The sequence below is a fragment of the Halomonas sp. THAF12 genome (genome assembly GCF_009363675.1).
GTDB classification, from domain to species: Bacteria; Pseudomonadota; Gammaproteobacteria; order Pseudomonadales; family Halomonadaceae; genus Halomonas; species Halomonas smyrnensis.
This window is the reverse complement of record NZ_CP045399.1, coordinates 44,525-70,625: the sequence shown is the minus strand read 5'-3', so window position 1 is coordinate 70,625 and position 26,101 is coordinate 44,525. Positions and strand designations below refer to the sequence as shown.

Annotated in this window: 25 protein-coding genes; 11 read left to right on the top strand and 14 right to left on the bottom strand. The window is 71.0% G+C overall.

Annotated elements, in window-relative coordinates:
- Nucleotides 1–49 precede the first annotated feature (49 nt).
- Together FIU88_RS00300 and FIU88_RS00295 are read left to right on the top strand one after the other, a co-directional pair.
- Nucleotides 50–1,405 (top strand): uracil-xanthine permease family protein, encoded by a 1,356-nt coding sequence (locus FIU88_RS00300; protein ID WP_152477753.1) that lies wholly within the window; start codon nt 50–52, stop codon nt 1,403–1,405.
- A gap of 183 nt (nt 1,406–1,588) precedes the next feature.
- On the top strand, nt 1,589–2,425 hold the full coding sequence (locus tag FIU88_RS00295) for an IclR family transcriptional regulator (protein WP_016854125.1): 837 nt from the start codon (nt 1,589–1,591) through the stop codon (nt 2,423–2,425).
- Between the two features lie 42 nt (nt 2,426–2,467).
- Here the strand turns inward: FIU88_RS00295 and FIU88_RS00290 are convergent, their stop codons facing one another.
- The gene (locus FIU88_RS00290; protein WP_152477752.1) at nt 2,468–2,932 is read right to left on the bottom strand and encodes a MarR family winged helix-turn-helix transcriptional regulator; all 465 of its coding nucleotides are present in this window, start codon (nt 2,930–2,932) and stop codon (nt 2,468–2,470) included.
- Between the two features lie 124 nt (nt 2,933–3,056).
- Here FIU88_RS00290 and hmgA point away from each other — a divergent pair, with 124 nt between their 5' ends.
- From hmgA to maiA, 3 genes are all read left to right on the top strand, one after another.
- Complete coding sequence (hmgA, locus tag FIU88_RS00285) at nt 3,057–4,364, top strand: homogentisate 1,2-dioxygenase (RefSeq protein WP_152477751.1); 1,308 nt, start codon at nt 3,057–3,059, stop codon at nt 4,362–4,364.
- Between the two features lie 62 nt (nt 4,365–4,426).
- Nucleotides 4,427–5,446, top strand: coding sequence for a fumarylacetoacetate hydrolase family protein (locus FIU88_RS00280; RefSeq protein WP_152477750.1), 1,020 nt, complete (start codon nt 4,427–4,429; stop codon nt 5,444–5,446).
- 11 nt (nt 5,447–5,457) lie between these two features.
- Nucleotides 5,458–6,102 (top strand): maleylacetoacetate isomerase, encoded by a 645-nt coding sequence (maiA, locus tag FIU88_RS00275; RefSeq protein ID WP_152477749.1) that lies wholly within the window; start codon nt 5,458–5,460, stop codon nt 6,100–6,102.
- A 91-nt stretch (nt 6,103–6,193) separates the two neighbouring features.
- Here the strand turns inward: maiA and FIU88_RS00270 are convergent, their stop codons facing one another.
- Nucleotides 6,194–7,039 (bottom strand): LysR family transcriptional regulator, encoded by an 846-nt coding sequence (locus FIU88_RS00270; RefSeq protein WP_152477748.1) that lies wholly within the window; start codon nt 7,037–7,039, stop codon nt 6,194–6,196.
- 103 nt (nt 7,040–7,142) lie between these two features.
- Here FIU88_RS00270 and FIU88_RS00265 point away from each other — a divergent pair, with 103 nt between their 5' ends.
- Both FIU88_RS00265 and pyrB read left to right on the top strand, forming a co-directional pair.
- Nucleotides 7,143–8,909: a SulP family inorganic anion transporter gene (locus FIU88_RS00265; protein WP_152477747.1), complete on the top strand. Its 1,767-nt coding sequence runs from the start codon at nt 7,143–7,145 to the stop codon at nt 8,907–8,909.
- Between the two features lie 239 nt (nt 8,910–9,148).
- Nucleotides 9,149–10,177, top strand: coding sequence for an aspartate carbamoyltransferase (gene pyrB / locus FIU88_RS00260; protein ID WP_152477746.1), 1,029 nt, complete (start codon nt 9,149–9,151; stop codon nt 10,175–10,177).
- A gap of 107 nt (nt 10,178–10,284) precedes the next feature.
- Here pyrB and FIU88_RS00255 read toward each other — a convergent pair whose 3' ends face one another.
- Nucleotides 10,285–11,115, bottom strand: a complete 831-nt coding sequence (locus tag FIU88_RS00255) for a DUF4437 domain-containing protein (protein WP_152477745.1) — start codon at nt 11,113–11,115, stop codon at nt 10,285–10,287.
- A 351-nt stretch (nt 11,116–11,466) separates the two neighbouring features.
- Between FIU88_RS00255 and FIU88_RS00250 the strand changes: the two genes are divergently transcribed.
- The gene (locus FIU88_RS00250) at nt 11,467–12,402 is read left to right on the top strand and encodes a LysR family transcriptional regulator (RefSeq protein ID WP_152477744.1); all 936 of its coding nucleotides are present in this window, start codon (nt 11,467–11,469) and stop codon (nt 12,400–12,402) included.
- A 46-nt stretch (nt 12,403–12,448) separates the two neighbouring features.
- On the opposite strand, the gene FIU88_RS00245 is transcribed toward FIU88_RS00250, so the two are convergent.
- The 9 genes from FIU88_RS00245 to FIU88_RS00205 all read right to left on the bottom strand — a co-directional run bounded on the left by FIU88_RS00245 (nt 12,449) and on the right by FIU88_RS00205 (nt 18,849).
- Entirely contained in the window at nt 12,449–12,733 is a 285-nt protein-coding gene (locus FIU88_RS00245) for a hypothetical protein (RefSeq protein WP_152477743.1), read from the bottom strand.
- Between the two features lie 390 nt (nt 12,734–13,123).
- Nucleotides 13,124–13,579, bottom strand: a complete 456-nt coding sequence (gene ruvX, locus FIU88_RS00240) for a Holliday junction resolvase RuvX (RefSeq protein ID WP_152477742.1) — start codon at nt 13,577–13,579, stop codon at nt 13,124–13,126.
- Complete coding sequence (locus tag FIU88_RS00235; protein ID WP_152477741.1) at nt 13,579–14,139, bottom strand: YqgE/AlgH family protein; 561 nt, start codon at nt 14,137–14,139, stop codon at nt 13,579–13,581. Before FIU88_RS00235 ends, ruvX begins: the two co-directional genes overlap by 1 nt.
- Before the next feature lie 72 nt (nt 14,140–14,211).
- Nucleotides 14,212–15,135, bottom strand: coding sequence for an energy transducer TonB (locus tag FIU88_RS00230; protein WP_152477740.1), 924 nt, complete (start codon nt 15,133–15,135; stop codon nt 14,212–14,214).
- 16 nt (nt 15,136–15,151) lie between these two features.
- Complete coding sequence (gshB, locus tag FIU88_RS00225; protein ID WP_152477739.1) at nt 15,152–16,120, bottom strand: glutathione synthase; 969 nt, start codon at nt 16,118–16,120, stop codon at nt 15,152–15,154.
- Nucleotides 16,121–16,204: 84 nt separating this feature from the next.
- The gene (locus FIU88_RS00220; protein ID WP_152480075.1) at nt 16,205–16,873 is read right to left on the bottom strand and encodes a S1 RNA-binding domain-containing protein; all 669 of its coding nucleotides are present in this window, start codon (nt 16,871–16,873) and stop codon (nt 16,205–16,207) included.
- 144 nt (nt 16,874–17,017) lie between these two features.
- A complete protein-coding gene (locus FIU88_RS00215) occupies nt 17,018–17,749 on the bottom strand; it encodes a 16S rRNA (uracil(1498)-N(3))-methyltransferase (protein WP_152477738.1) in 732 nt (243 codons plus the stop codon).
- 113 nt (nt 17,750–17,862) lie between these two features.
- On the bottom strand, nt 17,863–18,384 hold the full coding sequence (gene secB, locus FIU88_RS00210) for a protein-export chaperone SecB (RefSeq protein ID WP_016854140.1): 522 nt from the start codon (nt 18,382–18,384) through the stop codon (nt 17,863–17,865).
- Nucleotides 18,385–18,426: 42 nt separating this feature from the next.
- On the bottom strand, nt 18,427–18,849 hold the full coding sequence (locus FIU88_RS00205; protein ID WP_016854141.1) for a rhodanese-like domain-containing protein: 423 nt from the start codon (nt 18,847–18,849) through the stop codon (nt 18,427–18,429).
- Nucleotides 18,850–19,060: 211 nt separating this feature from the next.
- On the opposite strand from FIU88_RS00205, the gene gpmI reads away from it, so the two are divergent.
- From gpmI to FIU88_RS00190, 3 genes are all read left to right on the top strand, one after another.
- Nucleotides 19,061–20,632, top strand: a complete 1,572-nt coding sequence (gene gpmI / locus FIU88_RS00200) for a 2,3-bisphosphoglycerate-independent phosphoglycerate mutase (protein WP_152477737.1) — start codon at nt 19,061–19,063, stop codon at nt 20,630–20,632.
- Nucleotides 20,633–20,679: 47 nt separating this feature from the next.
- Complete coding sequence (locus FIU88_RS00195) at nt 20,680–21,798, top strand: murein hydrolase activator EnvC (protein ID WP_152480074.1); 1,119 nt, start codon at nt 20,680–20,682, stop codon at nt 21,796–21,798.
- 280 nt (nt 21,799–22,078) lie between these two features.
- Nucleotides 22,079–23,398: a S41 family peptidase gene (locus tag FIU88_RS00190; protein ID WP_152477736.1), complete on the top strand. Its 1,320-nt coding sequence runs from the start codon at nt 22,079–22,081 to the stop codon at nt 23,396–23,398.
- A gap of 144 nt (nt 23,399–23,542) precedes the next feature.
- Here the strand turns inward: FIU88_RS00190 and FIU88_RS00185 are convergent, their stop codons facing one another.
- Entirely contained in the window at nt 23,543–24,781 is a 1,239-nt protein-coding gene (locus FIU88_RS00185; protein ID WP_172977737.1) for a UbiH/UbiF/VisC/COQ6 family ubiquinone biosynthesis hydroxylase, read from the bottom strand.
- 50 nt (nt 24,782–24,831) lie between these two features.
- The gene (gene ubiH, locus FIU88_RS00180; protein ID WP_152477734.1) at nt 24,832–26,055 is read right to left on the bottom strand and encodes a 2-octaprenyl-6-methoxyphenyl hydroxylase; all 1,224 of its coding nucleotides are present in this window, start codon (nt 26,053–26,055) and stop codon (nt 24,832–24,834) included.
- Nucleotides 26,056–26,101: the final 46 nt, after the last annotated feature.

Here is a 26,101-nt window from a genome sequence, read left to right as displayed (position 1 = left end):
CACACATCACAGGGTTTCCGCTTCAACAACGACAACAGGAGCCACCACCATGTCGACCCCCGAGACCACCGAGACCGCCGGCGAGGCGGCGACGCCACGGGTGCGCAGCACCCACGACGTCAACGCCATGCCGCCCCTGCACCGGGCGATCCCGCTGGGGCTGCAGCACGTGCTGGCGATGTTCGTCGGCAACGTCACCGTGCCGATCATCATCGCCGGCGCCGCCGACCTGCCCGAGGACCAGACCGCCTTCATGATCCAGGCGGCGATGTTCGTCGCCGGCATCGCGACCCTGGTGCAGTCGCTGGGGCTGGGGCCGATCGGCGCCCGCCTGCCGATCGTCATGGGCACCAGCTTCGGCTTCGTGCCGGTGCTGATTCCCATCGCCGTGGGCATGGGCCTGCCGGCGGCGCTCGGCGCGGCCCTGTGCGGCGGCATCGCCATGGCGCTGGTGGGGCTCTTTTTGCCCTGGTTCCGCTTCCTGTTCCCGCCGGTGGTCACCGGCACCTTCGTGATCATGCTCGGCACCCTGCTGATGCCGGTGGGCTTCGCCTACGTCGGCGGCGGCTTCGGCGCCGAGGACTTCGGCGCCCTGCACAACCTGCTGCTGGCGGCGCTGGTGCTGCTGGTCACCCTCGGCCTGCACCAGTTCGGCCGCGGCATCTGGTCCGAGGCCGCGCCGCTGATCGGCCTGGTCGCGGGCTATGCGGCGGCCACCGCCTTCGGCCTGGTGGACGTCGGCCCGATCGCCTCGGCGGACTGGGTCTCGCTGCCCATGCCGCTGACCATCGGCCTGGAGTTCCACCTGGCCGCCATCCTGCCGGTGGTGCTGCTGGCGGTGGTGACCTGCGCCGAGTCGATCGGCGACATCGTCGGCACCACCGCCGGCGGCCTCGACCGCGAGCCCACGGCCAGGGAGCTCTCCGGCGGGGTGATGGCCGACGGCCTGGCCAGCGTGTTCGCCGCCGTCTTCAACGCCTTCCCGCAGATCAGCTTCAGCCAGAACGTCGGCATGGTGGCGCTGACCGGGGTGGTCAGCCGCTTCGTGGTGGCCATCGGCGGCGGCTTCCTGGTGCTGGCGGGGCTGCTGCCCAAGCTCGGCGGGCTGATCTCGAGCATCCCCAACGCCGTGCTCGGCGGCGCCGTGCTGATCATGTTCGGCATGATCGCCAGCGCCGGCATCAAGATGCTCTCCCACATCGACTTCAACCGCCGCAACATGGTGATCATCGGCGTCTCGCTGTCGGCGGCCATCGGCCTGCCGGCCCAGGAGGGCCTCTACGCCGGCCTCGCCGACAACGTCCAGGCGATCATCGAGTCCGGGCTGATTCCCGGCGCGCTGTGCGCCATCGTGCTCAACCTGGTGCTGCCCGGCCGCGACCGCGTGTTCCGCAACGACGTCTGACGCGCGAGGCCCGCTCCGGCCAGCCCGACGGCCCCCTCCCGGCCGCCTCGCCCGAGGCGGCCGTCTCGTTGGCCCCCTGCGCGCCGGCCGGCAAGTTGGAAACCATTTCCGCTGGCAAGACAGTTCCTGCCCGACGCGGTATGCTGAACGACTACTCGACCAGTCGCAGCAGGAGATCAGGCAGTGAGTGAAGGCAAGCGCAGAACGGCGGGACGCCCGGCGAGCGGCAAGGGCAGCGGCGGCCACAGCCAGTCCCTGGTGCGCGGACTCAACCTGCTGGAGCGCCTGGCGGGCAATCCCGGCGGCCTGGCGCTGTCCGAGATCGCCGAGCAGGCCGAACTCGCCCCCTCCACCACCCACCGGCTGCTCCAGGCCCTGCAGAGCCAGGGCTACATCACCCAGGACAACGAGCTCGGGCTGTGGAAGATCGACGTCAAGACCTTCCGCATCGGCAACAGCTTCCTCGAGGCCCGCGACTTCGTCGCCGCCAGCCGGCCCTTCCTGCGCCGGCTGACCGCCCAGACCGGCGAGACCGCCAACCTCGGCGTGCGCGACGGCAGCACCGCGGTGTTCCTGGCCCAGAGCGAATCGCCGCAGATGATGCGCATGATCACCCGCCTGGGCTCCCGGGCGCCGCTGCACGCCTCCGGCGTGGGCAAGGCGCTGATGGCCTGGCTGCCCGACGACGAGCTGGAGCGGGTGCTCGACGAGCGCGGCCTGGCGCGGGTGACCGTCAACACCCTCCACGACCCGTCGACGCTGCGTGAGAGCCTGGCCGAGATCCGCCGCCAGGGCTACGCCTGCGATCGCGAGGAGCACGCCATCGGCCTGCAGTGCGTGGCCGCCTGCATCCACGACGAGCAGGGCATCCCGCTGGCCGCCATCTCGGTCTCCGGCCCCAAGGCGCGGATTCCCGAGGAGCGCCTGCCCGAGCTCGGCGAGCAGATCCGCGAGGCCGCCGAGGAAATCACCGCCCGGCTGGGCGGCCGCATTCCCGCCGCCGACGAACTGCCGGCCTGATTCGAGCCCGGCACCGCCGGGCCTTTCGGCTCAAGACCTTCCTCACGCCTCCAGCTTCGTCAGCTGGCTCTCCAGCCGGCTCATCAGCTCGAACAGCTGGCGATACTCCTCGATCGACAGCGGCGCCACCAGCTCGGCCTCCCAGGCGCGCGCCTCGGGAATCAGCGCCGCCAACAGCGCCTCGCCCGCCGCGGTCAGCCTGAGCTCGTGGCGGCGCTGATCCTCCGGCGAGGGCCGCCGGCGGATCAGCTCCCGCGCCTCGAGCCCCTGCACCGCCCGCGAGACCCGCGCCTTGTCCATGCGCGTGGCCTCGCGAATCTGCTTGGCGGTCAGCTCCTCGCGATGATGCAGCCAGGCCAGCACCCGCCACTGGGCCACGGTCAGGTCGTGGCGGGTCTCGTAGAGGCGCGCCAGCGCCTGGCTGATGCGGTCGGCCAGGTGGTTGAGGCGATAGGGCAGGAACTGGTCGAGGTCGAAGCGTTCCGCGGGGGCATCATCGGGCGTCATGGGCATCTCGTCGGGGCGGTGTCGGGCGTACTACCAAGGTCGTGGGATGGTTGCATATGAAACCAAGGGGGGCTAGCCTGCCCACATAGTTTCATTTGAAACCATATCCCGCGAGGGCACCACAATGACAACATCGCTCGACCATCAGCCGGGCTTTCGCAACCACTTCGCCAGCGAGGCGCTGCCGGGCGCGCTGCCCGAGGGCCAGAACTCGCCCCAGCGCTGCCCCTACGGCCTCTACGCCGAGCAGCTCTCCGGCTCGGCCTTCACCGCGCCGCGCCCGCACAACCTGCGTAGCTGGCTGTATCGCATCCGCCCCTCGGTGGCGCAGAGCGCCTACGAGCCGCTCGATGCCGGCCGCGTGGCCACCGCGCCGCCGACGCGCCCCGCCGCCGACCCCAACCAGATGCGCTGGGACCCGCTGCCGCTGCCCGAGGCGCCCACCGACTTCCTCGACGGCCTGCTGACCGTCGCCGTCAACGGCGACGCCGCCACCCAGACCGGCTGCGGCGTGCATCTCTACGCCTGCAACCGCGACATGACCGAGCGCTTCCTCTACGACGCCGACGGCGAGCTGCTGATCGTGCCCCAGCTCGGCGCCCTGCGGCTGCGCACCGAGTTCGGCGAGCTCGAGATCGGCAACGGCGAGATCGCGGTGATCCCGCGCGGGGTCAAGTTCCAGGTGCGCCTGGCCCGGGGCTGCGAGCAGGCCCGCGGCTACGTCTGCGAGAACTACGGCAGCCCCTTCGAGCTGCCGGGCCTGGGGCCGATCGGCGCCAACGGCCTGGCCAACCCGCGCGACTTCCTGACCCCGGTGGCCGCCTATGAAGAGCTCGAGGGCGACATCGAGCTGGTGGCCAAGTTCTCGGGGCGCTTCTGGCGCACCCGGCTCGACCACTCGCCGCTGGACGTGGTGGCCTGGCACGGCAACTACGCGCCCTACAAGTACGACCTGGCCAACTTCAATACCGTCAACACGGTGAGCTTCGACCATCCCGACCCGTCGATCTTCACCGTGCTGACCTCACCGTCGGACACCGCCGGCACCGCCAATATCGACTTCGTGATCTTCCCGCCGCGCTGGATGGTGGCCGAGGACACCTTCCGCCCGCCCTACTTCCATCGCAACCTGATGAGCGAGTTCATGGGCCTGATCCACGGCGAATACGACGCCAAGGCGGAGGGCTTTTCGCCCGGCGGCGCCAGCCTGCACAACGCCATGTCGCCCCACGGCCCGGACGCCGAGACCTTCGACAAGGCCACCCAGGCCGAGCTCGAGCCCCGGTATCAGGGCGACACCCTGGCCTTCATGTTCGAGAGCCGCTACGTCTTCCAGCCCACCGAGACGGCGCTGGCGGCGGACTTCCGCCAACGCGACTACGTCGACGTGTGGCAGGGGCTGGCCTCGCACTTCGACCCGAACAAGCGCTGAGTTCCGCCGTCGCCATACCCCTGACAACGCACTCAACACGATCTCAATAACAGGAACGCCCCATGAAACTCGCCACCCTGAACGTCGGCCGCGACGGCGAACTGATCGTCGTCTCCCGTGACCTGACCCGCGCCGTGCGCGCCACCGACATCGCCGCCACCCTGCAGCAGGCGATCGAGCGCTGGGACGAACTCGCCCCGCGCCTCGAGGAGCGCTACGCGGCGCTCAACGCCGACCGCGCCGAGGGCGCCTTCGACCTCGACGTCGCCGCCCTGCACTCGCCGCTGCCGCGCACCTACCACTGGGCCGACGGCTCCGCCTACCTCAACCACGTGCAGCTGGTGCGCCGCGCCCGCGACGCCGAGATGCCCGAGACCTTCTGGACCGACCCGCTGATGTACCAGGGCGGCGGCGACAGCTTCCTGGCGCCCACCGAGGACATCGAGGCGGTCAGCGAGGACCACGGCATCGACTTCGAGGGCGAGCTCGCCGTGATCACCGACGACGTGCCGATGGCGGTGACGCCGGAGCAGGCCGCCGGCCACATCAAGCTGATCATGCTGGTCAACGACGTCAGCCTGCGCGGCCTGATCCCCGGCGAGCTGGCCAAGGGCTTCGGCTTCTTCCAGGCCAAGCCGGCCTCCAGCTTCTCGCCGATCTGCGTGACCCCGGACGAGCTGGGCGACGCCTGGCAGGACGGCCGCGTCCACCTGCCGCTGACCGTGCACCTGAACGGCGAGAAGTTCGGCGAGCCCGAGGCCGGCCCGGACATGATCTTCGGCTTCCCCGAGCTCGTCGCCCACGCCGCCCGCACCCGCCACCTGGGCGCCGGCGCCGTGGTCGGCTCGGGCACCGTGTCCAATCCCGACGCCGACGGCGGCCCCGGCAAGCCGGTCGCCGACGGCGGCGTGGGCTACAGCTGCCTGGCCGAAGTGCGCATGGTCGAGAAGATCCTCCACGGCGAGAGCCGCACCCCCTTCATGCACTTCGGCGACCGGGTGCGCATCGAGATGTTCGACCGCGAGGGCAAGAGCATCTTCGGCGCCATCGACCAGCGGGTCGTGAAGCACGAGGCGAAGTGAGGAGGCCGGCCATGACCACGCTCTACGGCTATTTCCGCTCGTCCGCCGCCTACCGGGTGCGCATCGCGCTGAACCTCAAGGGCCTGGCCTACGACCAGGCCCCGATCGACCTGGTGGCCGGCGAGCAGCGCGGCGAGGCCTATCTGGCCGACAATCCCCAGGGGCTGGTGCCGACGCTGGTCACCGACGACGGCCTGCGGCTGACCCAGTCGCTGGCCATCTGCGAGTACCTGGAGGAGGTCCACCCCGAGCCGGCGCTGCTGCCCGAGGCCCCCGCCGAGCGCGCCCGGGTACGCGCCCTGGCCCAGCTGGTGGCCTGCGAGATGCACCCGCCGAACAACCTGCGGGTGCTCAGGTACCTGACCGGCGAGCTCGGCGTCGACGAGGCGGCAAAGCTTGGCTGGTATCGCCACTGGGTCCAGGAGGGCTTCACCGCGCTGGAGGCCATGCTCAGCCGAGAGGCCGGCAGCGGCCAGTTCTGCCACGGCGACGCCCCGACCCTGGCCGACGCCTGCCTGGTGCCCCAGGTGTTCAACGCCGAGCGCTTCGACTGCGACCTCTCGGCCTACCCGCGCATCCGGCGCATCGCCGACAACGCCCGCGCCCTGGACGCCTTCCGGCGGGCGGCCCCGGGCGAGCAGCCCGACGCGCGCTGAGCGTTCGGCAGCAGCTCGCCACCTCCCATCTCATATTCCCCCGATGAAGAAGGGCGCCAACGGCGCCCTTTCCTTCGATGCGAACGCTCACTCACTTGAGCTTGCCGAGCAGCTCCCGGATCAGCTCGCGATGCTCGCCGTGGAGGCGATAGGCCACGTAGGCCCTGAGTTCGATCGGCGGCGCGTCCTCGACCAGGAACAGCCGCTCCTCCCGGCAGTGAGGCGCCACGATGTCCCGCGGCAGGTAGGCGGCGCCGCCGCACTCCAGCAGCAGGTTCAGGGCGATGCGCCCGCTGTTGACCCGGCCCCGCGCCAGCAGCCGCTGGGGGAAGTGGCCCTCGTGGACGCTGGCGAAGGCGGTGCCCCACTCGACCCGAATGTAGCCATCGCCCACCGCCTGCTCGGCGCGCTGGCCGGGGCGGCTCGACACCATCACCAGCGGAAGGGTCGCCACCTCCTCGACGCCCACCTCGCGGATGCGCGGGGTATCGTAGAGGAAGCCGACGTCGATCATGTTCTGCTCGAGCTTCTCCACCACCCGCAGCGGCGTGCTCTCCTCGGCGCGGATGCCGAGCGCCGGGTAGGCGCGATAGATGTCGGTGAGCCACGCTTGGAGGAAGATGTCCCACAGGCTGGCGACGCCGGCCACCACCAGCCGCCGCTGGTGGCGCTCGCTGAGCGCGGTGTCCTCATAGGCCCGCTCCCAGGCGTCGAGCAGGAAGCGCGCGTGGCGCTCCATGCGCTCCCCGGCGGGGGTCAGGCCGATGCGATGATGGCCGCGGCTGAACAGCGCCAGGCCCATGTGCTCCTCGAGCTGGCGGATGCGCGCGCTGACCGTGGAGGGCGAGACGCTGAGGCTCTCGGCGGCGCGGCCGAAGTTGCGCAGGCGGCTCACCTCGAGGAAGGTTTGCAGCAGTTGAGTATCCAGGGCGGTCACCTTCGGCTTTTCCGTTCATGAAGGCCAAAAAATTTTGTTTTTCAGGATAACGGCTTTTTCCTAGGCTAGCGCCTCCCATCCATCCGACATTCGAGGTTCCCCCATGGCGTCCCGACTCTCGCGTTACCTGCCGTTCCTGAGCTGGGGCCGGGACCTCGATCGCAGGATGCTCTCCGCCGACCTGATGGCCGGGCTCACCGGCGCCATCCTGGTGCTGCCCCAGGGCGTCGCCTACGCCTTCATCGCCGGCTTGCCGCCGGAGGTCGGCCTCTACACCGCCATCGTCGCCGCCACCGTCGCCGCGCTGTTCGGCAGCTCCTGGCACATGATCTCGGGGCCCACCGCGGCGCTCTCCATCGTGCTGGCCAGCGTGGTCGGCGGCCTGGGCACGCTGACGCCGGCGGAGTACCTGGGCGCGGCGATCACGGTCACGCTGCTGGTCGGGGTGATCCAGCTGGCCATGGGGCTCTTGCGGCTGGGCAGCCTGGTCAGCTTCATCTCGCACACGGTGGTGATCGGCTTCACCACCGGGGCGGCGATCCTGATCGCCACCAGCCAGATGCAGCACGTGCTCGGCATCGAGGTGCCCGGCCAGGGCTTCCTGGTCGAACTGGCCGGGCTCGTCCGCGCGCTGCCGGAGACCAATCCCTACGCGCTGGCCGTCGCCCTGATCTCGCTGATCACCTCGGTAGTCGCGCGGCGCCTCAACCGCCGCAGCCCGCACCTGCTGCTGGGCCTGGCCACGGGCAGCCTGGCCTGCTGGCTGCTGGACGGCGAGGCCCACGGCGTCGCGCTGGTCGGCGCCCTGCCCGGCACCCTGCCGCCGCTGACGCTGCCCGAGCTGTCGCCGGACAGCCTGCGCGTGCTCACCTCCGGCGCCTTCGCCATCGCCCTGCTGGGGCTGATCGAGGCGGTGTCGATCGCCCGGGCCATCGCCCTGCGCTCGCGCCAGGTGATCGACGGCAACCAGGAGTTCATCGGCCAGGGGCTGTCCAACATCGTCGGCGGCTTCTTCTCCTGCTACGCCAGCTCCGGCTCCTTCACCCGCTCCGGCGCCAACTACGACGCCGGTGCACGCACCCCGCTGGCCTCGGTGTTCGCCGCCGCGCTGCTGGTGCTGATCCTGGTCTTCGCCCCGGGCATCACCGCCTACCTGCCGCTGCCGGCCATGGCCGGCGGCATCCTGCTGATCGCCTGGAACCTGATCGACGCCCGGCACATCGTGCAGCTGGTGCGCGCCAGCCGCCACGAGGCGATGGTGCTGGCGGCCACCGTCGCCGCCACCCTGCTGGTGGCGCTGGAGTTCGCCATCTACATCGGCGTGCTGCTGTCGCTGGTGCTCTACCTCAAGCGCACCTCGCGGCCGACGGTGATGGAGGTGGCGCCGCGTCAGGATCATCCGCGCCGCCATATCCGCAACGTCCACCGCTACGAGCTCACCCAGTGCCCGCAACTGAAGATGCTGCGCATCGACGGCTCGCTGTTCTTCGGCGCCACCGACCATGTGCAGCGTCGCCTGCGGGTGTTCAGCGCCGCGCCCGGCACCCGGGTGCTGCTGATCGGCAAGGGCATCAACTTCATCGACACCGCCGGCGTCGAGCTGCTGCTGCAGGAGGCCGAGCGGCTGCGCGACCAGGGCGGCGACCTGATGATCAGTTCGCTCAAGGGCACCGTGCTCGACGAGCTGCGCCGACGAGGCGACCTGGCCCGGCTGGGCGAGGAGCGCTTCTTCGAATCGTCCGCGGAGGCGCTCGACGCCATCGTGCCGACGCTGGACCCGGAGGTATGCCGGACCTGCACCCTGCGCGTCTTCGACGAGTGCGCCCAGATGCCCGCGCCGGACGAGGATATCCTGGCGCGGGAGGGCTGATTTCGGATCAATTCGTGGCACCACAACGAAACTTCGAGGGCCCCGGGGACAAGCCGAAGAGGAGGTCCTACGCCAGGGATGGCGTCGGTAGCGTACAGGGAAGTATTCACAGCGCCTCCGGAGGGCCGGCCCCGCTCGCAGGCTTGTCGACGGGTAACGCGGCACCCATGGAAGGGCTGAAGCCAGGCGCCACGCGGAGTACACTAGCGCGCGACCCCACCGCCAGCCGAGGCCCGCGCATGAGTTCTCACCTGCTCTCCGTCGATTCCCTGTCACGAGATGACGTCGATCACCTGATGCGCGTGGCGGCGCGCATGGAGCCGATCGCCCAACGCCGCAAGGTCACCCGGGTGCTGGAGGGCGCGGTGCTCGGCAACCTGTTCTTCGAGGCCAGCACCCGGACCCGCGTCAGCTTCCATACCGCCTTCTGCCGGCTCGGCGGCAGCGTCTGCGACACCACCGGCTTCACCTTCTCGTCCATGGCCAAGGGCGAGTCGCTCTATGACACCAGCCGGGTGATGAGCGGCTACTGCGACGCCATCGTGATGCGCCACCCGGAACAGGGCGCGGTGGCCGAATTCGCCCAGGCCACCCACGTGCCGGTGGTCAACGGCGGCGACGGCCCCGGCGAGCACCCCAGCCAGGCGCTGCTCGACCTCTACACCATCGAGAAGGAGTTCGCGCGGCGCGGCAAGGCCCTGACCGGCGCCCACATCCTGCTGACCGGCGACCTGAAGTTCGGCCGCACCGTGCACTCGCTGATCAAGCTGCTGTCGCTGCACGAGCCGATGCGCCTGACCCTGGTCTCGCCCCCCGGCCTGGAGATGCCGCAGCACCTGATCGAGCTGGTCGCCTCCCGCGGCCACCGGGTCGAGACCCGCGAGAGCCTGGCCAGCGACTTCTCCGACGTCGACGTGGTCTACACCACACGTATCCAGAAGGAGCGCTTCACCGCCGAGATGAGCGAGGGCTTCAGCCTGTCGCGGGAATACAGGGTGGACAAGGCGTTCATGGACCAGCGCGTCAACGACCACGCCATCGTCATGCACCCGCTGCCCCGCGACAGCCGCCCGGACGCCAACGACCTGGACGTGGACCTCAACGGCGACCCGCGCCTGGCGATCTTCCGCCAGACCGACAACGGCATCCCGGTGCGCATGGCGATCTTCGCCACCCTGCTGAGGGTCGAGGACCAGATCGAGAAGGACCTGCGCGACGTGCGCTGGTTCGTGCCGAAGACCGTCGGCGTCGACGATCTGCGCGACTGAGCGCATGGCGCCTGGCCTCGAAACGCCAAGGGCCCGCTCATCGCGAGCGGGCCCTTGGCGTTTTTTCCCGTGTCGGCCGCATGACGGCCTGCCGCGACCGATGTGCCTCAGCGAATCGTCAGCGCGCCGTTGGTGCGCACATACAGCACCGCCGGCGCCTCGGCGCCGCCCTGGAGTTCGATGCGCTGCTCGCCGTCCCCGCCGACATAGCTGCCCGGCGCCAGCGCTTCTTCGCCATCTCCCACCCGGGGACTGCCCTTGACCACCACGGCGTGCAGGTAGTCACCCTCGCTCTCGAGCACCCCCGAGACACCGGCGGGCATCTCGATCAGGCGGCCGTTGTCCTGCCCCGGCGCGGTCTCGCCCCACAGGTAGGCGACCCGTGGCGCCTGCTCAACGTCCGAGGCGCCCTCCTGCGGCAGCCAGGCGATGTCGCCGGCATCGAGCCAGACCAGGTTGGATTCGTCCACGTTGACCGGTCGTTCGCCATTATCGAAGGCCTCGCTCGACGGCTGGACCAGATAAGGGCCGTTGTCGATTTCGATATAGGCCAGGTTCTGTTCGCCTGACGCGGCGGTGATGTGAGACTCGCCCGCCGGCTGGATCCAGAAGGAGCCGCCGGGCAGCCACTGATTGGCCGCCGCCGGGTCGTCGTTGTGGATCTCGCCACTGATGACCACGCCACGGTAGGTGATGTTGTGGATATGCTCCGGCGAGGCGAAGCCGTCCTTGAACTCGACCAGGAAACCGGCGGGACCGGAGGCCGTGGTGCGATCGCCCCACAGGGCGCCGGCCTGGGGGCTCTGGTCGCCACGGGCGGCGTTCAGCGGGCTCCATTGGACCTGATCCCGCGGCGTGATCTCCGGGCCGGCCATGGCGGCGGAACAGGACAGGGACAGCAGCAGAGCGGCAAGGGTCTTCGAGGACAGGGATGGCATGGGGCCTCCTTCGGATGACGGGGATGCACGAGGCAATAGCCGATCTATTGCCCACCCCCGCCAACGCTACCCGGCAGCCAGGCGCTTTTTTATGCATGAATCATCGAATCAGTTTCAACACGATGCAGAAGGTGTTGCGGGAACTTCGGCGGCGCGATATGGACTCAAGGCATCGGCCATGCCATACCTGTGGGGTGGCCGCGCTCGCCACGCCATCCACCGGTGCTGCAGGGCAACGCCCGGCCTCGCGCCCTCTGCGGTGAGGGCCCTGGCACAGCCCCCATGCCACTCGGGGCGTTGCTACCCCCGCGCGGTCGGCGTCCACTTTCCTACTCTTGTTGAAAGCAGGCGATGAATCTCAACCACCTTCGGCTCTTTGTGCGCCTGGCCTCGACCCACAACATCTCCCGCGCGGGGCAAGAGCTCGCGGTGTCTCCCGCCGTGGCCAGTTCCTATGTCCGCAAGCTGGAAAGCACCCTCGGCGTGCGACTGGTGCATCGCACCACGCGTCAGGTCTCACTGACGGAAGACGGCAAGGCATTTCTGCCTCATGCGGAGGCGATCCTGGCCAGTGTCGAGGCAGCGCGCGGCGCGGTCGGGGCCGGCAGCATCGCCCCCAGCGGCACGCTGAGGGTCACGGCCCCCGCCTCCTTCGGACGCATGCACCTGGTGCCGGGCCTGAAAAGCCTGCTGACCCGCTTCCCCGAGCTGAATATCGACCTGCGGCTCACCGATACCATCATCGACCTGGTCGAAGGTGGCTTCGACATCGCCATCCGCAATTCGGCGCTGGAGGACTCGAGCCTGATCGCACGGCGGCTGGCGCCGGATCGGCGCATCCTGTGTGCCGCGCCGGATTACCTGGCGCGCTTCGGCAAGCCGGATCGTCCAGCCGCACTCAAGGACCACAGCTGCCTCCATCTGATGGGGCTGGAGCACTGGACCTTCGATACCGAGACCGGGCCCATGACCGTCAAGACCCGGGCACGCCTGCGCACCGATAACGGCGAAGCGGTGCGGGATGCCTGCCTGGCGGGCCTGGGCGTGACCGTCAACTCCACCTGGAGCGTCTATCGCCACCTGGAGCGAGGGGAGCTGGTGCCGATCCTTCAGGACTATCCCTTGAGCAGCGAGACCAATATCTGGGCCGTCTACCCCAGTTCCCGCCAGCTGGCCCCCAAGGTCAGGGCGTTTCTCGACCATTTCGCCGACTACTACGGGAATCCGCCCTACTGGGATCGCCTGCTGGAGAAAGACGCCGGGGGGACACCCCCCGTGATCCCCTGAGGGACCCGACGGGGCGCCAGCCGACCTCGTCGCCATCCTGCAGCCATCAACCGGTCGTGGCACGCTTGGCAGGGGCGAGCGGGTCCGTTGAGCTGACGACATGAGTCTCGATGCCCTGCGCCGAGAGACGCGCGTGCGCCTTCTGCATCGCTTCGCTTTCGCCGGCGAAATGAAAGACTTCCCGGGCGGGCTCGACCGATGACGTCTTGTCGGTGACCGGGGCCAGCGGCGCCTGGTTGAGGTGAAGGGCGCGTTCCGCCGCGTTGTCGGCATGCGACGTCAGCGGCAGGAGGGCGAACGCCAGGGCAGCAAGGGGCAGTCGGATGTACATGGGAGGAATCCTCTCGTTGATGTGAATGACGGAGAGGAGCTTAATTGCCGCCCGACTTGCTGATAACCGGGCGAAAAAGGCAATCACTTTTTCGATCTTGATGATAATCGAGCCAGAGGCGTCGCGTCGCCTCAACGATGAGGGCCCGCCGTCCCAGGCTAGCGACAACGGGAGGCGCGGAGGCTCGCCATCCTGCGGACCGGAAATGGCAGGGGGCAAGATCAGGCCAGCGGCCTGGCGCCCCTCGCGACCGCCCCTCGCGACCGTCCTTCGCGACCGTCCCTCGCGACCGTTCCCCTCACGGCCCGAGCTCGGCATGGGCGGTCTCCCCTTCGGCCTGGCCTTCACCCCGTCGCCGATGGCCTGCCTGACACCTTCGCCGGGCCGGCCTCAGCCACCGGCGCGGCCGCCGGGCAGGCCCTCGCGGTGGGCGAGCCAGCCCTCGAGGATCAGCACCGCGGCCAGGCCGTCGACGCTGTCCTCGCGGTAGTTGCCGCGGTGCCCGGCCTCTCGGGCGATGCTCTTGGCCTCGCGGGTCGAGCCGCGCTCGTCGACCATCTCGCAGGGCACGCCGTAGCGACCGTACAGCCGCTTGCCGAACTTGCGCGCGCGGGTGCTCATCACGCTCTCGCTGCCGTCCATGTTGAGCGGCAGGCCGACCACGAACAGGTCGGGCCGCCACTCGTCCACCAGCCGCGCGACCCGGTCCCAGTCGGGAATGCCGTCGCGAGCCGGCAGCGGCTCCAGCGCCCGGGCGCTGGCGGTGAGCTCGTTGCCCACCGCCACGCCGATGCGGCGGGTGCCGAAGTCGAAGCCCAGGATCAGGCGCTGGCCCGGCTCGGCCATCAGCTGTGGCCCGCTTCGCGGGTCATCAGGTTCAGGTCGACGCCCAGCAGGTTGGCGCTGGCGCCCAGGCGCTGCTCCGGCGGCACCTCGAAGAGCACGTCGGCGCGGCCCTCCACCGTCAGCCAGGTGTTGTCCATCAGCTCCTGCTCGAGCTGGCCGGACTCCCAGCCGGCGCAGCCCAGGCAGACCAGGAACTTCTCCGGGCCGCGGCCGGCGGCCAGCGCCTCGAGCACGTCCATGGAGGTGGTCAGGGCGATGTCGTCGGTCACCTGCAGGCTGGAATCCCACTGCTGGCTGTCGCCCTCGTGGAGGATGAAGCCGCGGTCCTTGTGCACCGGGCCGCCGTAGTAGACGGGGGCATTGAGGTGCGGGCTGGCACTGCATTCCAGCTCGAGCTGCTCGAACAGCGCCTCGAGGGTCAGCTCCTCCATGGGGTGATTGACGATCACGCCCATGGTGCCCTTGTCGTCGTGGTCGCAGAGGTAGCTGAGGGTGCCGGCGAAATTGGGATCTTCCAGGTGCGGCATCGCCATCAGGAAGTGGTTTTTCAAGCTTTGCATGGGGCTCCCCAGCGGAAGGCGGCGCGCGTCGGGCGCGCCTGCCGTTTGTCTGCGCGCGCCGCCGTCGGGTAGCTAGCGCACGCCGTAATCGTTGCCTTCGCCGAACCGCCAGATGCGGCTGATGGACAGGCTGTCCAGCTCGCCCATGCCCGCATCGAAGGGGCGGTACGGCGCGGCGCCGTGGACGGTGTCCAGGGCCGCCCGATCGAGTTCGGGATGTCCCGAGGATTGTATCACTTCCGCCCGCCTGACCTGACCGTCGCGGCCGATCACCACGCGGATGCGCAGCTGGCCGGCGAGCTCGCGCGGCGCCGGGTGGACGCGATTGCCATAGTCCTCGACCCGCCGCGTCCAGTCGTCGATGTAACGGGCCTCGGCGGCCCGCTGGGCCGCCGGTCGCGCCGCGCCCGAGGCGTCGCCGGCATAGTCGGCGGACAGCCCCTGCTCGCGGATGCTGGCGGTGGCCTGGGCCAGCAGGTCACGCCCCGAGGTCGCGGGCACGCTGGCCGCCGCGATCGCCGTGGCCTCGGCCGAGCGGGGCGCACTCTCGCGCGGCTCGGGGGTGGCCGTCTGCCGCGACCGCTCGGCGGTGGCCGGCGCCTCCGGTGCCGGACGCGCCTCGGGCTCGGGGGGCGCCTGGGCCTCGGGCTCGGCCGGCGAGGCCGGGTCCACCGCCCGCTCGACCTCCGCCGGCGGGGCCGACGACTCGGCCCGGGGCGCGGCGCGGGACTCCGCCGGCGGCGCTTCCACCGCCTCGCCGGCGGCGCGCTGGGCCGACTCGGCCAGCGCCTCGGCCGCCACCGGCGCCTCGGCGTGCCGCGTCACCAGCACCACGTCGAGGCCGGTGCGCTCCGGCGGCGCCGGGGCGAACTGGCGGCTGGCCACCACGCCGATGACCGCCAGATGCAGCAGCAGCGACACGCCCCAGGCCAGCCAGTAGCGGTAGGCGCGCGTCACCGGCGCATAGCGGATCGGGTCGTTGACGGGGGCGGCCACGGCGGCGTCTCCCGGGTCAGCCCCGGCGCGCGGCGAGCCGGTCGGCGACGGCGTCCATCAGCTGGCCAGCGATGTCGGTGCCGCGCTGGTCGTCGATCTCGCGCACGCAGGTCGGGCTCGTGACGTTGATCTCGGTGATGTAGTCGCCGATCACGTCGAGGCCGACGAACATCAGGCCCTTCTCGCGGATCATCGGCTGCACCTGGCCGATCAGCCAGCGATCGCGGTCGGTCAGCTCGCGGCTGACGCCCTGGCCGCCGGCGGCCAGGTTGCCGCGGGTCTCGCCGGCGCTGGGAATGCGCGCCAGCCCGTACTCGACCGGCTCGCCGTCGACCAGCAGGATGCGGGTGTCGCCGTTCTTGATCTCCGGCAGGTAGCGCTGGGCCATGATCTGGCGCCGGCCGCCCTCGGTGAGGGTCTCGATGATCGCGCCCAGGTTACGGCCGTCCGGCTGGACGTGGAAGATGCCGCTGCCGCCCATGCCGTCGAGGGGCTTGAGGATGACGTCGCCGTGCTCGGCGTGGAAGGCGCGCAGTTCGGCATCGCGGCAGGACACCAGGGTCGGCGCGCAGCACTGCGGGAACTGCTGGGCGAACAGCTTCTCGTTGCACTCCAGCAGCGCGCGGGTGGGGTTCACCACCAGCACGCCCTCGCGCTCGGCGAAGCCCAGCAGGTGCACGGCGTTGAGGAAGTGGCCGTCCACCGGCGGGTCCTTGCGCATCAGCACCACGTCGAGCTCGGCCAGCGGGCGCGCCTCGGCCTCGCCCAGCGCGTACCAGCGCTCGGCGTCGCGGAACACCTCGAGGTCGCACATCCGGGCGTGGGCCCGGCCGTCGCGCAGGAACAGGTCCTCCTGCTCCATGTAGTGCAGCGACCAGCCGCGGTCCTGGGCGGCCCACAGCATGGCCAGGCTGGTGTCCTTCTTGAAGCTGAGGTCGGCGATGGGATCCATCACCACGCCGACCTTGAGGGGGCGTTGGCTCATCGGTCTACTCGTCTGCGCCGGGCGATCCCGGCGGGGAATGATGGCGAGCAGTATGCCGCAGGGCCGCCATGGACTCCAAGGCGCTCAGTCCTGCTCCCCGCCGGGCGCGAAGCGGATGCCGCCGCTCTCGATGGTGATGCGGCGCTGCTTGTAGAGCCGGCCGATGGCCTGCTTGAAGGCGTTCTTGCTGACCCCGAGCCGGGCCTTGATCTCGCCGGCGGGGCTGGCGTCGGACAGCGGCAGATAGCCGCCGCTCTCGCGCAGCGCCTTGAGCACCGCCTCGCCGACCACGTCGAGCCGCGCCGGGCCCGGCGGCAGCAGCGACAGATCCAGGCGGCCGTCCTCGCGGACCCGCTTCACGTGGCCCTCCAGGCGCTGGCCGCGGCGCAGCGGCCGGGTCACGTCGTCGTGATAGAGCAGGCCCCAGAAGCGGCCGTCGACCACCGCCTTGTAGCCGAGATCGGTCTGATCGGCGATCACCAGCGCCACGGCGCTGCCGGCGGCCAGGCCCTCGGCATGGTCGTCGAGGTAGCGGTCGAAGCGCTGGGTGGCGAAGGGCCGGCCGCGGTCGTCCTCGCGGATCATCACCAGCACCCGGCGCCCCACCGTGGGGCGGAAGCGCTGCTCGCCGAAGGGCAGCAGCAGGTCCCGCGAGTGGCCCCAGTCGAGGAAGGCGCCGGTCTCGTTGACCGTCACCACCGGCAGGTAGGCAACGTCGCCGACGCTGGCTCGCGGCTCGCGGGTGCGGCGCATGGGCTCACGGCGGGAATGGGCCGCCTGGGGGGCGGATCGGCGGGAGTCGGACATGATCGAGATTCCACTGCGAGTGTGCCGTCATTATGGGCGCGGCCCGACGACGGGAAAAGGCGCCGGGCGCGAGGGCGGAGCGAACGGGGCTCAGACGTCGCCGAAGCGATCCTGCAGCAGCGTCAGGGCGACCACCGGGGCGGTCTCGGTGCGCAGGATGCGTGGCCCCAGGGTCAGGGCGGCGAAGTCGGCGGCGGTGGCAGCGTCGATCTCGGCGTCCGAGAGGCCGCCCTCGGGGCCGATCAGCAGCGCCGCGCTGGCGATGGCGTCCTCGCGCTCCAGCGCGCCCGGGGTGCCGGGATGCAGCACCAGGCGCAGTGCCTCGTCGCGGCCGGCCAGCCACTCGGCGAGCGCGACCGGCGCATGCACCGGCGGCACGGTGGCACGGCCGCACTGCTCGCAGGCGCTCACCGCCACCGCCTGCCAGTGGGCCAGCTTCCTGGTCTCGCGTTCGCCCTTGAGGCGCACGTCACCGTGCTCGGTGTAGAGCGGGGTGATCTCGGCCACGCCCAGCTCCACGGCCTTCTGGATGGCGTAGTCCATGCGATCGCCCTTTGAGATCGCCTGGCCCAGGTGCACCGCCAGCGGCGATTCGCCGCGACCCTCATGGAGCGCCTCGACGCGGGCCACCACGCGCTTGCGGCCGGCCTCGACCAGCACCGCCTCGGCCTCGCTGCCGTGGCCGTCGAACAGCCTCAGGGGGGCGCCCTCGCCGAGGCGCAGCACCCGGGCCACGTGGCGGGCCGGACCTTCCGGCAGGACGACGTCGGCGCCGACGGCCAGCGCGGCATCGACATGGATACGGGGGGCCTTGATCGCCATGGGGAAGACACTCTCCTGAGGACGGTCGAAACGATAAGCGCCGGAGCAGGCCTGCGCGAGGGAGATGCCCTCGCGCCGCTCTGCCCCGGCGCGATGCTGCCGGCGACGGCCGCTTACTGCGTGGCCTGCTCGCCTTGTTGCTGCTGCTGGGCCTCGCGCTGCTTCTTCTGGGCGTAGATCGCCTCGAAGTTGACCGGCGAGAGCATCAGCGGCGGGAAGCCGCCGCGGTTGACCAGGTTGTCGATGCACTCACGCGCGTAGGGGAACAGCATGTTCGGGCAGAAGGCGCCCAGGGTGTGCTCGAGCTGGGAACCCTCGATGCCGCCGATGCGGAACAGGCCGGCCTGCTCGATCTCGGCCAGGAAGGAGGTGGTGCCTTCCTCGCTGTGGGTGACCTGGGCGGTGACCTTGATCACCACCTCGTAGAGGTCCTCGCCGACCTTCTGGTGGGTGGTGTTCAGGTCCAGGCCGACCTTCGGCTTGAACGGCTGCTGGAACACCGCCGGGGAGTTCGGCGCCTCGAAGGAGATGTCCTTGACGTAGATACGCTGCAGGGCGAACTGCACCTGGGGCTTGTCCTGCTGGCCGGCTGCCTCGCCGTTGGCGCCGCCGTTCGGGTTGTTGTCTTCCGCCATGGAAAGCAATCCTTTGGTCGTTGGAATGTTAGGAGGGCGCGATCACTTCTTGACCAGCGGCAGGCCGTCAGTCTGCCACTGGGTCATGCCGCCCTTGAGCTTGTAGACGCGCTCGAAGCCGGCCTTGGTCAGCTTGGCCATCGCCACGCCGGCGGTCTGGCCATGCTTGCAGGCCACGATGATCGGCTTGCTCTTGTACTTCTCGAGCTCGCCCAGGCGACCGTCGAGGCCGCTCTGCGGGATGTTGCGGGCGCCGGCGATATGGCCCGCCTTGAAGTCGTTCTTGTCGCGGATGTCGAGCACCACGGCGTCCTCGCGATTGACCAGCTGAGTGGCCTCGCTGGTGGTCACGCCGTTGGCCCCGCCGCTGCGGATCTCGTAGGCGATCCAGGCGACCAGCACCAGCGCGAAGGCGGCGACCAGTAGCGGGTGGTTCTGCACGAATTCGAACAGCTGATCGATCATGATTCGGAAAGACTCTTCTTCGGGTACGCGGTGAACGAAAACCGGCCGGGCCGGCGGCGCCAGTATACATGAAGCCGTGGGACCACCGGGGGCGTGCGATATGACGCCCGGCGGGACCGTGCGATATGATGCCGCAAGCAGAGGCAAGTCGCGACCCCGCCCGAGGCCACAGGGCCAGGGCGGCAACGACCCAACCAAGAGGCTTCGACGCATGACCGACTCATCGACCCCGACTCCCCGCCCGGTGGCCCTGATCATCCTCGATGGCTACGGGCACAACCCGGACCCCACCGACAACGCCATCCTGGCCGCCAACACCCCGGTGATGGACCGGCTGTGGGAGACCCGCGCCCATGCCCTGGTTCACACCGACGGTCGCTACGTGGGGCTGCCGGACGGCCAGATGGGCAATTCGGAGGTCGGCCACATGAACCTCGGCGCCGGACGCATCGTCTACCAGGACTTCACTCGCATCACCAAGGCCGTCGAGGAAGGCGAACTGGGCGACAACGCCATCCTCACCGGCCCGCTGGACGCCGCCGCCGAGGCCGGCCGCGCCGTGCACCTGCTGGGCCTGCTGTCGCCGGGCGGCGTGCACAGCCACGAGGACCACATCCTCGCCATGGCCGAGCTGGCCGCGAAGCGCGGCGCCGCGCGCATCTACGTCCATGCCTTCCTCGACGGCCGCGACACCGCGCCCAAGAGCGCCCGCGCCTCCATCGAGCGCGTCAACGCCAGGCTGGCCGAACTGGTCGGCGCCGACAACGGCTGCGTGGCCTCGCTGATCGGCCGCTACTACGCCATGGACCGCGACAACCGCTGGGATCGCGTCGAGCGGGCCTATCGCCTGGCCACCGAGGGCAGCGCCGAGCACGTCGCCCAGAGCGCCGAGGCCGGCCTGGACGCGGCCTACGACCGCGGCGAGACCGACGAATTCGTCACCGCCACCGCCATCCTCAGCGGCGACACCCCGTTGCGCATGGAGGACGGCGACGCCGCCTTCTTCATGAACTTCCGCGCCGACCGCGCCCGCGAGCTGACCCGCGCCTTCGTCGAGGACGACTTCGCCGGCTTCGAGCGCCAGGCCCGCCCGCGGCTGGCCGGCGGCAGCCTGGTGACCATGACCCAGTACGCCGCCGACATCCCGGCGCCGGCCGCCTTCCCGCCGGAAGAGCTGCACAACACCCTGGGCGAGGTGATGGAGAAGCGCGGCCTGACCCAGCTGCGCATCGCCGAGACCGAGAAGTACGCCCACGTCACCTTCTTCTTCTCCGGCGGCCGCGAGGCCGAGTACGAGGGCGAGACCCGCGTGCTGGTGCCCTCGCCCCAGGACGTGAAGACCTACGACGAGAAGCCCGAGATGAGCGCCGTCGAGGTCACCGACCGCCTGGTCGAGGCCATCGAGTCCGGCGCCCATGACCTGATCGTGTGCAACTACGCCAACGGCGACATGGTCGGCCACACCGGCGACTTCGACGCCGCGGTCAAGGCCGTCGAGGCCGTCGACGCCTGCGTCGGCCGCGTGGTCGAGGCGCTCGAGAAGGTCGGCGGCGCCTGCCTGATCACCGCCGATCACGGCAACGCCGAGCAGATGGTCCACCCCGAGACCGGTGTCGCCCAGACCGCTCACACCACCTTCGACGTGCCGCTGATCTACGTCGGCCCGCGTCCGCTGAGCCTGGCCCAGGACGGCCGGCTGTGCGACCTCGCCCCGACCCTGCTGACGCTGATGGACCAGCCGGTGCCCGAGGAAATGACCGGCCGCGTGCTGATCGAGGCGTGAGCCGACGGCGCTGCCCGGCCCGGCGGCGATGGCTGCCGGGCCTCGTGATGGCCGCCGCGCTGAGCGCCGCCCTGGGGGCCAGCCAGGCGGCGGCGGTGGACGAACGCGAGGCGCAGCAGCGCCTGGATGCCATCGGCGAGCGCATCCAGGCGGCCACCCAGGACCTCTCCGCCACCCGCGACGCGCGGGACGACGCCAACGAGGACCTGCGCGAGGTCGAGACCGCCCTGGCCGAGACCCATGCCCGGCTGGACGCGCTCCAGGCCGAGAAGCGCGACCTGGGTGACGAGGTCGCGGCGCTCGAGGACCGGCGCCAGGCCCTCGAGGACGAACGCCAGGCCCAGCTGGCGGCGATCGAGGAGCAGCTCGACGCCCTCTACCGGCTGGGGCCGACGCCGCAGCTCAAGCTGCTGCTCAACCAGGACGACCCGGCCCGCCTGGATCGCCTGCAGGCCTATCTCAACCGCCTCGCCGAGGCCCGCCGGCAGCGGCTCGACGAGCTCGAGCGGCTCGACGCGGCGCTGGCCGACAATCGCCGCGACCTCGACGAGCGCGGCGAACGCCTGGCGCAGCTGTCCGAGACCCTGCAGCAGCAGGGCGCCGAGCTCGCCCGCCGGGTCGACGAGCGCGAGGCCCTGGTGGCGAGGCTCGACGACCGCTTCGCCAGCGAGCAGGCGCGGCTGACCGAGCTCGACCAGGATCGCGCCCACGCCGAGCGGGTGCTGCGCCAGGTGCAGGAGCGCCTGGCACGCATGCAGCAGCCGCCGCCCTCCACCAACATCGCCGCCACCCAGGGCGACCTGCCGTGGCCGGTGCAGGGCGGCGTGACCTCGTCGTTCGGCCGCGGCGACGGCGTGCACCGCAACGGCCTGGTGATCCGCGCCCGCGAGGGCACGCCGGTCGAGGCGGTCCACGCCGGCCGGGTGGTATTCGCCGACTGGATGCGCGGCTTCGGCAACCTGCTGATCCTCGACCACGGCGACGGCGTGATGACCCTCCACGCCCACCTGCAGCGCTTCACGGTCGGGGTCGGCGAGGCGGTCAGCGCCGGCGAGACCCTGGGCGCGGTGGGCGCCAGCGGCGGCCAGTCGTCCGCCGGGCTCTACTTCGAGGTGCGCCGCAACGGCGAGCCCATCGATCCCAACCGCTGGATCGCCCGGCGCTAGAGTTCATACTGGGGCAATGGCACCCCGGCAGCACCCCTCGAGGAGACGCATGAATACCTCCTTGTAGCTCCCGGCGCCGTCCATGGCGCAGGAGCTCCTCTGCGGAGTACTGCCGGGATCTCCTGCGAGAGCCTCCACCCTTCCGACAGCGTCCACTACCACGCCATTCATTAGCGTCCGCCGCCACGCCATTCATTAGCGTCCGATGCCACGCTATTCCAATCGCGTCCGCCGCCACGCTATGCTGGAAACCCATCTGCGACACACCGCGAGAGAGTGCATGTTCCCGACGAACGCCCCGCTGCGGCGCCTGAAGGCGGCCCTGCTGCCGGTCGCCCTGCTGACCCTGCCGCTGCCCCTGCAGGCCGCCTCCGACGCCGAGCCGGCCGGCGACGAGCTGCCGGTGGCCGAGATCCAGGCCTTTGCCGAGGTGTTCGAGCGCATCAAGCGGGCCTACGTCGAGGAGGTCGACGACGCCACCCTGATGCGCAACGCCATGCGCGGCATGCTCAGCGAGCTCGACCCGCACTCCACCTACCTGGACGCCGAGGCCTACCGGAGCCTGCAGGAGTCCACCCAGGGCGAGTTCGGCGGCGTGGGCATCGAGGTCGGCAAGCGCGATGGCCAGCTCACCGTGATCACCCCCATCGACGACACCCCGGCCTCCCGCGCCGGCCTGCAGGCCCAGGATGTCATCCTGCGCATCGACGACACGCCCACCGAGGGCATGTCGCTGCAGGAGGCCGTCGACCTGATGCGCGGCGAGCCCGGCACCGACATCCGCCTGACCATCATGCGCGAGGGCGAGAATGCGCCCCGCGAGATGAACATCGAGCGCGAGGTGATCCGCACCGAGAGCGTCAAGCAGGAGCTGCTGGCCCCGGGCTACGGCTACCTGCGCGTCAGCCAGTTCCAGACCCGCACCGGCGAGCAGGTCGTCGATGCCCTGGACACGCTGCGCGACGAGGGCCCGCTGCAGGGCCTGGTGCTCGACCTGCGCAACAACCCCGGCGGCGTGCTGCAGGCCGCGGTCGACGTGGCCGACGCCTTCCTCGAGAGCGGCCTGGTCGTCTACACCGAGGGCCGGCTGCCGGACAGCGCCATGCGCTTCTCCGCCCACCGCGACACCGCCGCGCCGGACGTGCCGCTGGTCATCCTGATCAACGGCGGCAGCGCCTCGGCGGCGGAGATCGTCGCCGGCGCGCTGCAGGACCAGCGCCGCGGCGTGGTGATGGGCACCGAGAGCTTCGGCAAGGGCTCGGTGCAGCAGATCATGCCGCTGGGCGACGACGAGGCGCTGAAGCTGACCACCGCCCGCTACTTCACCCCCAGCGGGCGCTCCATCCAGGCGCTGGGCATCGAGCCCGACGTGCAGGTGGTGCGCGGCCGCCTCGAGGTCGCCGAGAACACCGGCATGCGGGTACGCGAGGCCGACCTGGAAGGCCACCTGGCCGGCAACGGCGAGGACGACGCCCGCGGCGAGATGAGCGAGCGGCTGCGCGACGACTACCAGCTCGGCGAGGCGCTCAACTTGCTCAAGGCGCTCAACGTGCTCGGCGAGCGCGGTGCCGCCGCCGTCGGCCGAGGCAACGACGGCTAGCGCCAAGCCGGCAGGCGCCGAGGGCTCCCAACGACCGGCGTAGCGCCCTCGGCATCGGACAAGCGCCCTCGACGGAAGGCGAGAGCCCTCAGCGCCTGAAAAGAACCCTTGCTGGCAGGCGCCTTCAGCGGAGGGCGAAGGCCCTCATTTACAAGAGCCAGGCAGCCGGCCCCGGCGCCCCGCCGCCTGCTGCATCAGCAGCCGCTTGAGCGGCGACAGCCGGTCGACGCCGGACATGCCCAGGTTGCGGACCAGGGTCAGCGCCGGATGGCGGGCCCCGAACAGCAGCCGGAAGCCGTCCATCACCTTCAGCATGGCGGCGTTGTCGCCGCGGCGGCGCCGCGCATAGCGCGACAGCCACGCCTCGCTGCCCAGCTCCACGCCGCGCCGGCGCGCCGTCAGCAGCTCCTCGGCCAGCACCGCGGCATCCATCAGCCCCAGGTTCACGCCCTGCCCGGCCAGCGGATGGATGCTGTGGGCGGCGTCGCCCACCAGCGCCAGCCCCGGCAGCACGTAGCGCTCGGCGTGGCGCTGGGTCAGCGGCACCGCCAGGGCACCGTCGACCGGCTCCACCTCGCCCAGTCGACCGTCGAAGGCCGTGGTCAGCGCCTGGCCGAGGGCCGCGGGAGAGAGGCCGCAGAGCCGTTCGGCGTGCTCCGGCGTAGTCGACCAGACGATCGAGCAGTAATGCTCGTCGCCCTCCACCGTCAGCGGCAGGAAGGCCAGCGGGCCGTCGGCCAGGAAGGCCTGACGCGCCACGCCGCCGTGGGGCTCGGCGGTATGCACCGTGGTCACCACCGCCGAATGGCCGGTCTCGCTGGCCGTCACGCCGATGCCGGCCAGCTCGCGCAGCGGCGAGCGGGCACCGTCGGCGGCCACCACCAACGGGGCGCCGAGGCGTTCGCCGCCGTCCAGCACCAGCTCGCGCCCCCCCGACCCGTCCTCGAGGCCCGTGACCCTGGCCCCGAAGCGCCGCGTCACCGTGGGCAGGCCGGCCAGCCGCGATTCCAGCGCCGCCACCACCACGTCGTTCTCGACGATATGGCCGAGCACCGGCAGGCCGGCCTCCTCGGCGGAGAACGCCACCTCGCCGGTGCCCTCGCCGTCCCACACGCGCATGCCGCGATAGGGCGTCACGCGCCGGCCCTGCATCCACGCCCAGGCGCCCAGCCCCTCGAGCAGGCGCTGGGAGACCGGCGTCAGGGCGCTGACCCGTCGCTCCGGGCGGCCGCGGCCCACGGCCTCGGCGTCCAGCGGCGCCGGGCGCGCGTCCACCAGCGTCACCGCCACGCCGGCCTCGCCCAGCAGGCAGGCCAGGGTCGCCCCGACCATGCCGCCGCCGACGATGATCGCCTCGCCGGCCGGCGTCGCGTCGCGGCGCATGCCGCTCGCCTCGTCATTCACGCCGTCGTCCTCCTTCTTGGGAACCGTCGTCATCGCTCCACCCCCATGGCCCGGCGGGCCAGGGTCCGGCGCAGCGGGCCCAGCAGGTTGAGCCCGATCAGGCCGGCGGCCCGGGCATGGGAGAGCAGGGGGCTGTCGAGGCCGAACAGCCGGATCAGGCCGTCGCTGAAGCGGATCACGTCGTGGCGATCGCCGCCGCGGCGGGCCTCGAAGTCGGCGAGGGTCTCGGCGCTGCCGGCGGTTTCGCCGCGGGCGGCGCCGGCCTCGATGGCGGCCACCAGGTCCATCACCCCGCGCAGCGCCAGGTTGAAGCCCTGGCCGGCCACCGGGTGCAGCGAGTGGGCCGCGTTGCCCATCACCGCCAGTCCCGGCCGGGTAGTCTCCCGGGCCGTGACCAGCGACAGCGGATAGGCGTGGCGCTTGCCGACCCGGCGGAAGCGCCCGGCGCGGTCGCCGAAGGCGCGCTGCAGCTGGGCCAGGAAGTCGCCGTCGGAGAGCGCCAGGCGGCCCTTCTCCTGGCCCGTCTCATGGGTCCAGACCAGCTCCATGGCCTGGCCCTTGAGCGGCAGCAGGGCGATCGGGCCGTCGCCGGTGAAGCGCTCGTAGGCCCAGCCGTCGTGGGGCCGGTCGAGCTCGACGCCGGCGATCAGCGCAACCTGATCGTAGGGCCGCGCGCGGCTCTCGATGCCGAGGCGCTCCTTGAGCCCCGAGCGGCCGCCGTCGGCCAGCACCGTCAGCCCCGCCTCCAGGCAGGCGCCGTCGGAGAGCGTCAGCCGGTGGCCGCCGGCCACGGGCCGGATCTGCTCGACCCTGGCCGGGCAGTGCCAGTCCAGCGGCAGCTCGGCCAGGCGGCGATGCAGCACGCGCCCCAGCCAGGCGTTGGGAATCACCTGGCCCAGGGCCTCGCCGCCGAGCTCCTCGGCGTTCAGCCGGGTCGCGCCCAGGCGCCCCTGCTCGCTGACATGGATGCGGCGGATCGGCGAGGCCTGTTCGGCCAGGCCGTCCCACAGCCCCAGGGTGCGGAAGTGCGCCACCGAGCCCTGGGCGATGGCGCTGGCCCGGGCATCGAAGCTCGGCTGCCAGGGCGCGTCGAGATCCGCCGCCATGGGCGCGGCCTCGATCACGGCCACCGTCAGCCCCAGCCGCTCGATCAGCGGCGCCAGGGCACAGCCCAGGCTGGCGCCCACCAGTCCTCCGCCGACGATGGCGATGTCCACGTGCCGCGGGGCCTCGCCCCCGCCCAGATCGCTCATGGCCGGCTCCTCTCATTCATCACGACTGTCATCACGGCCCTCGTCA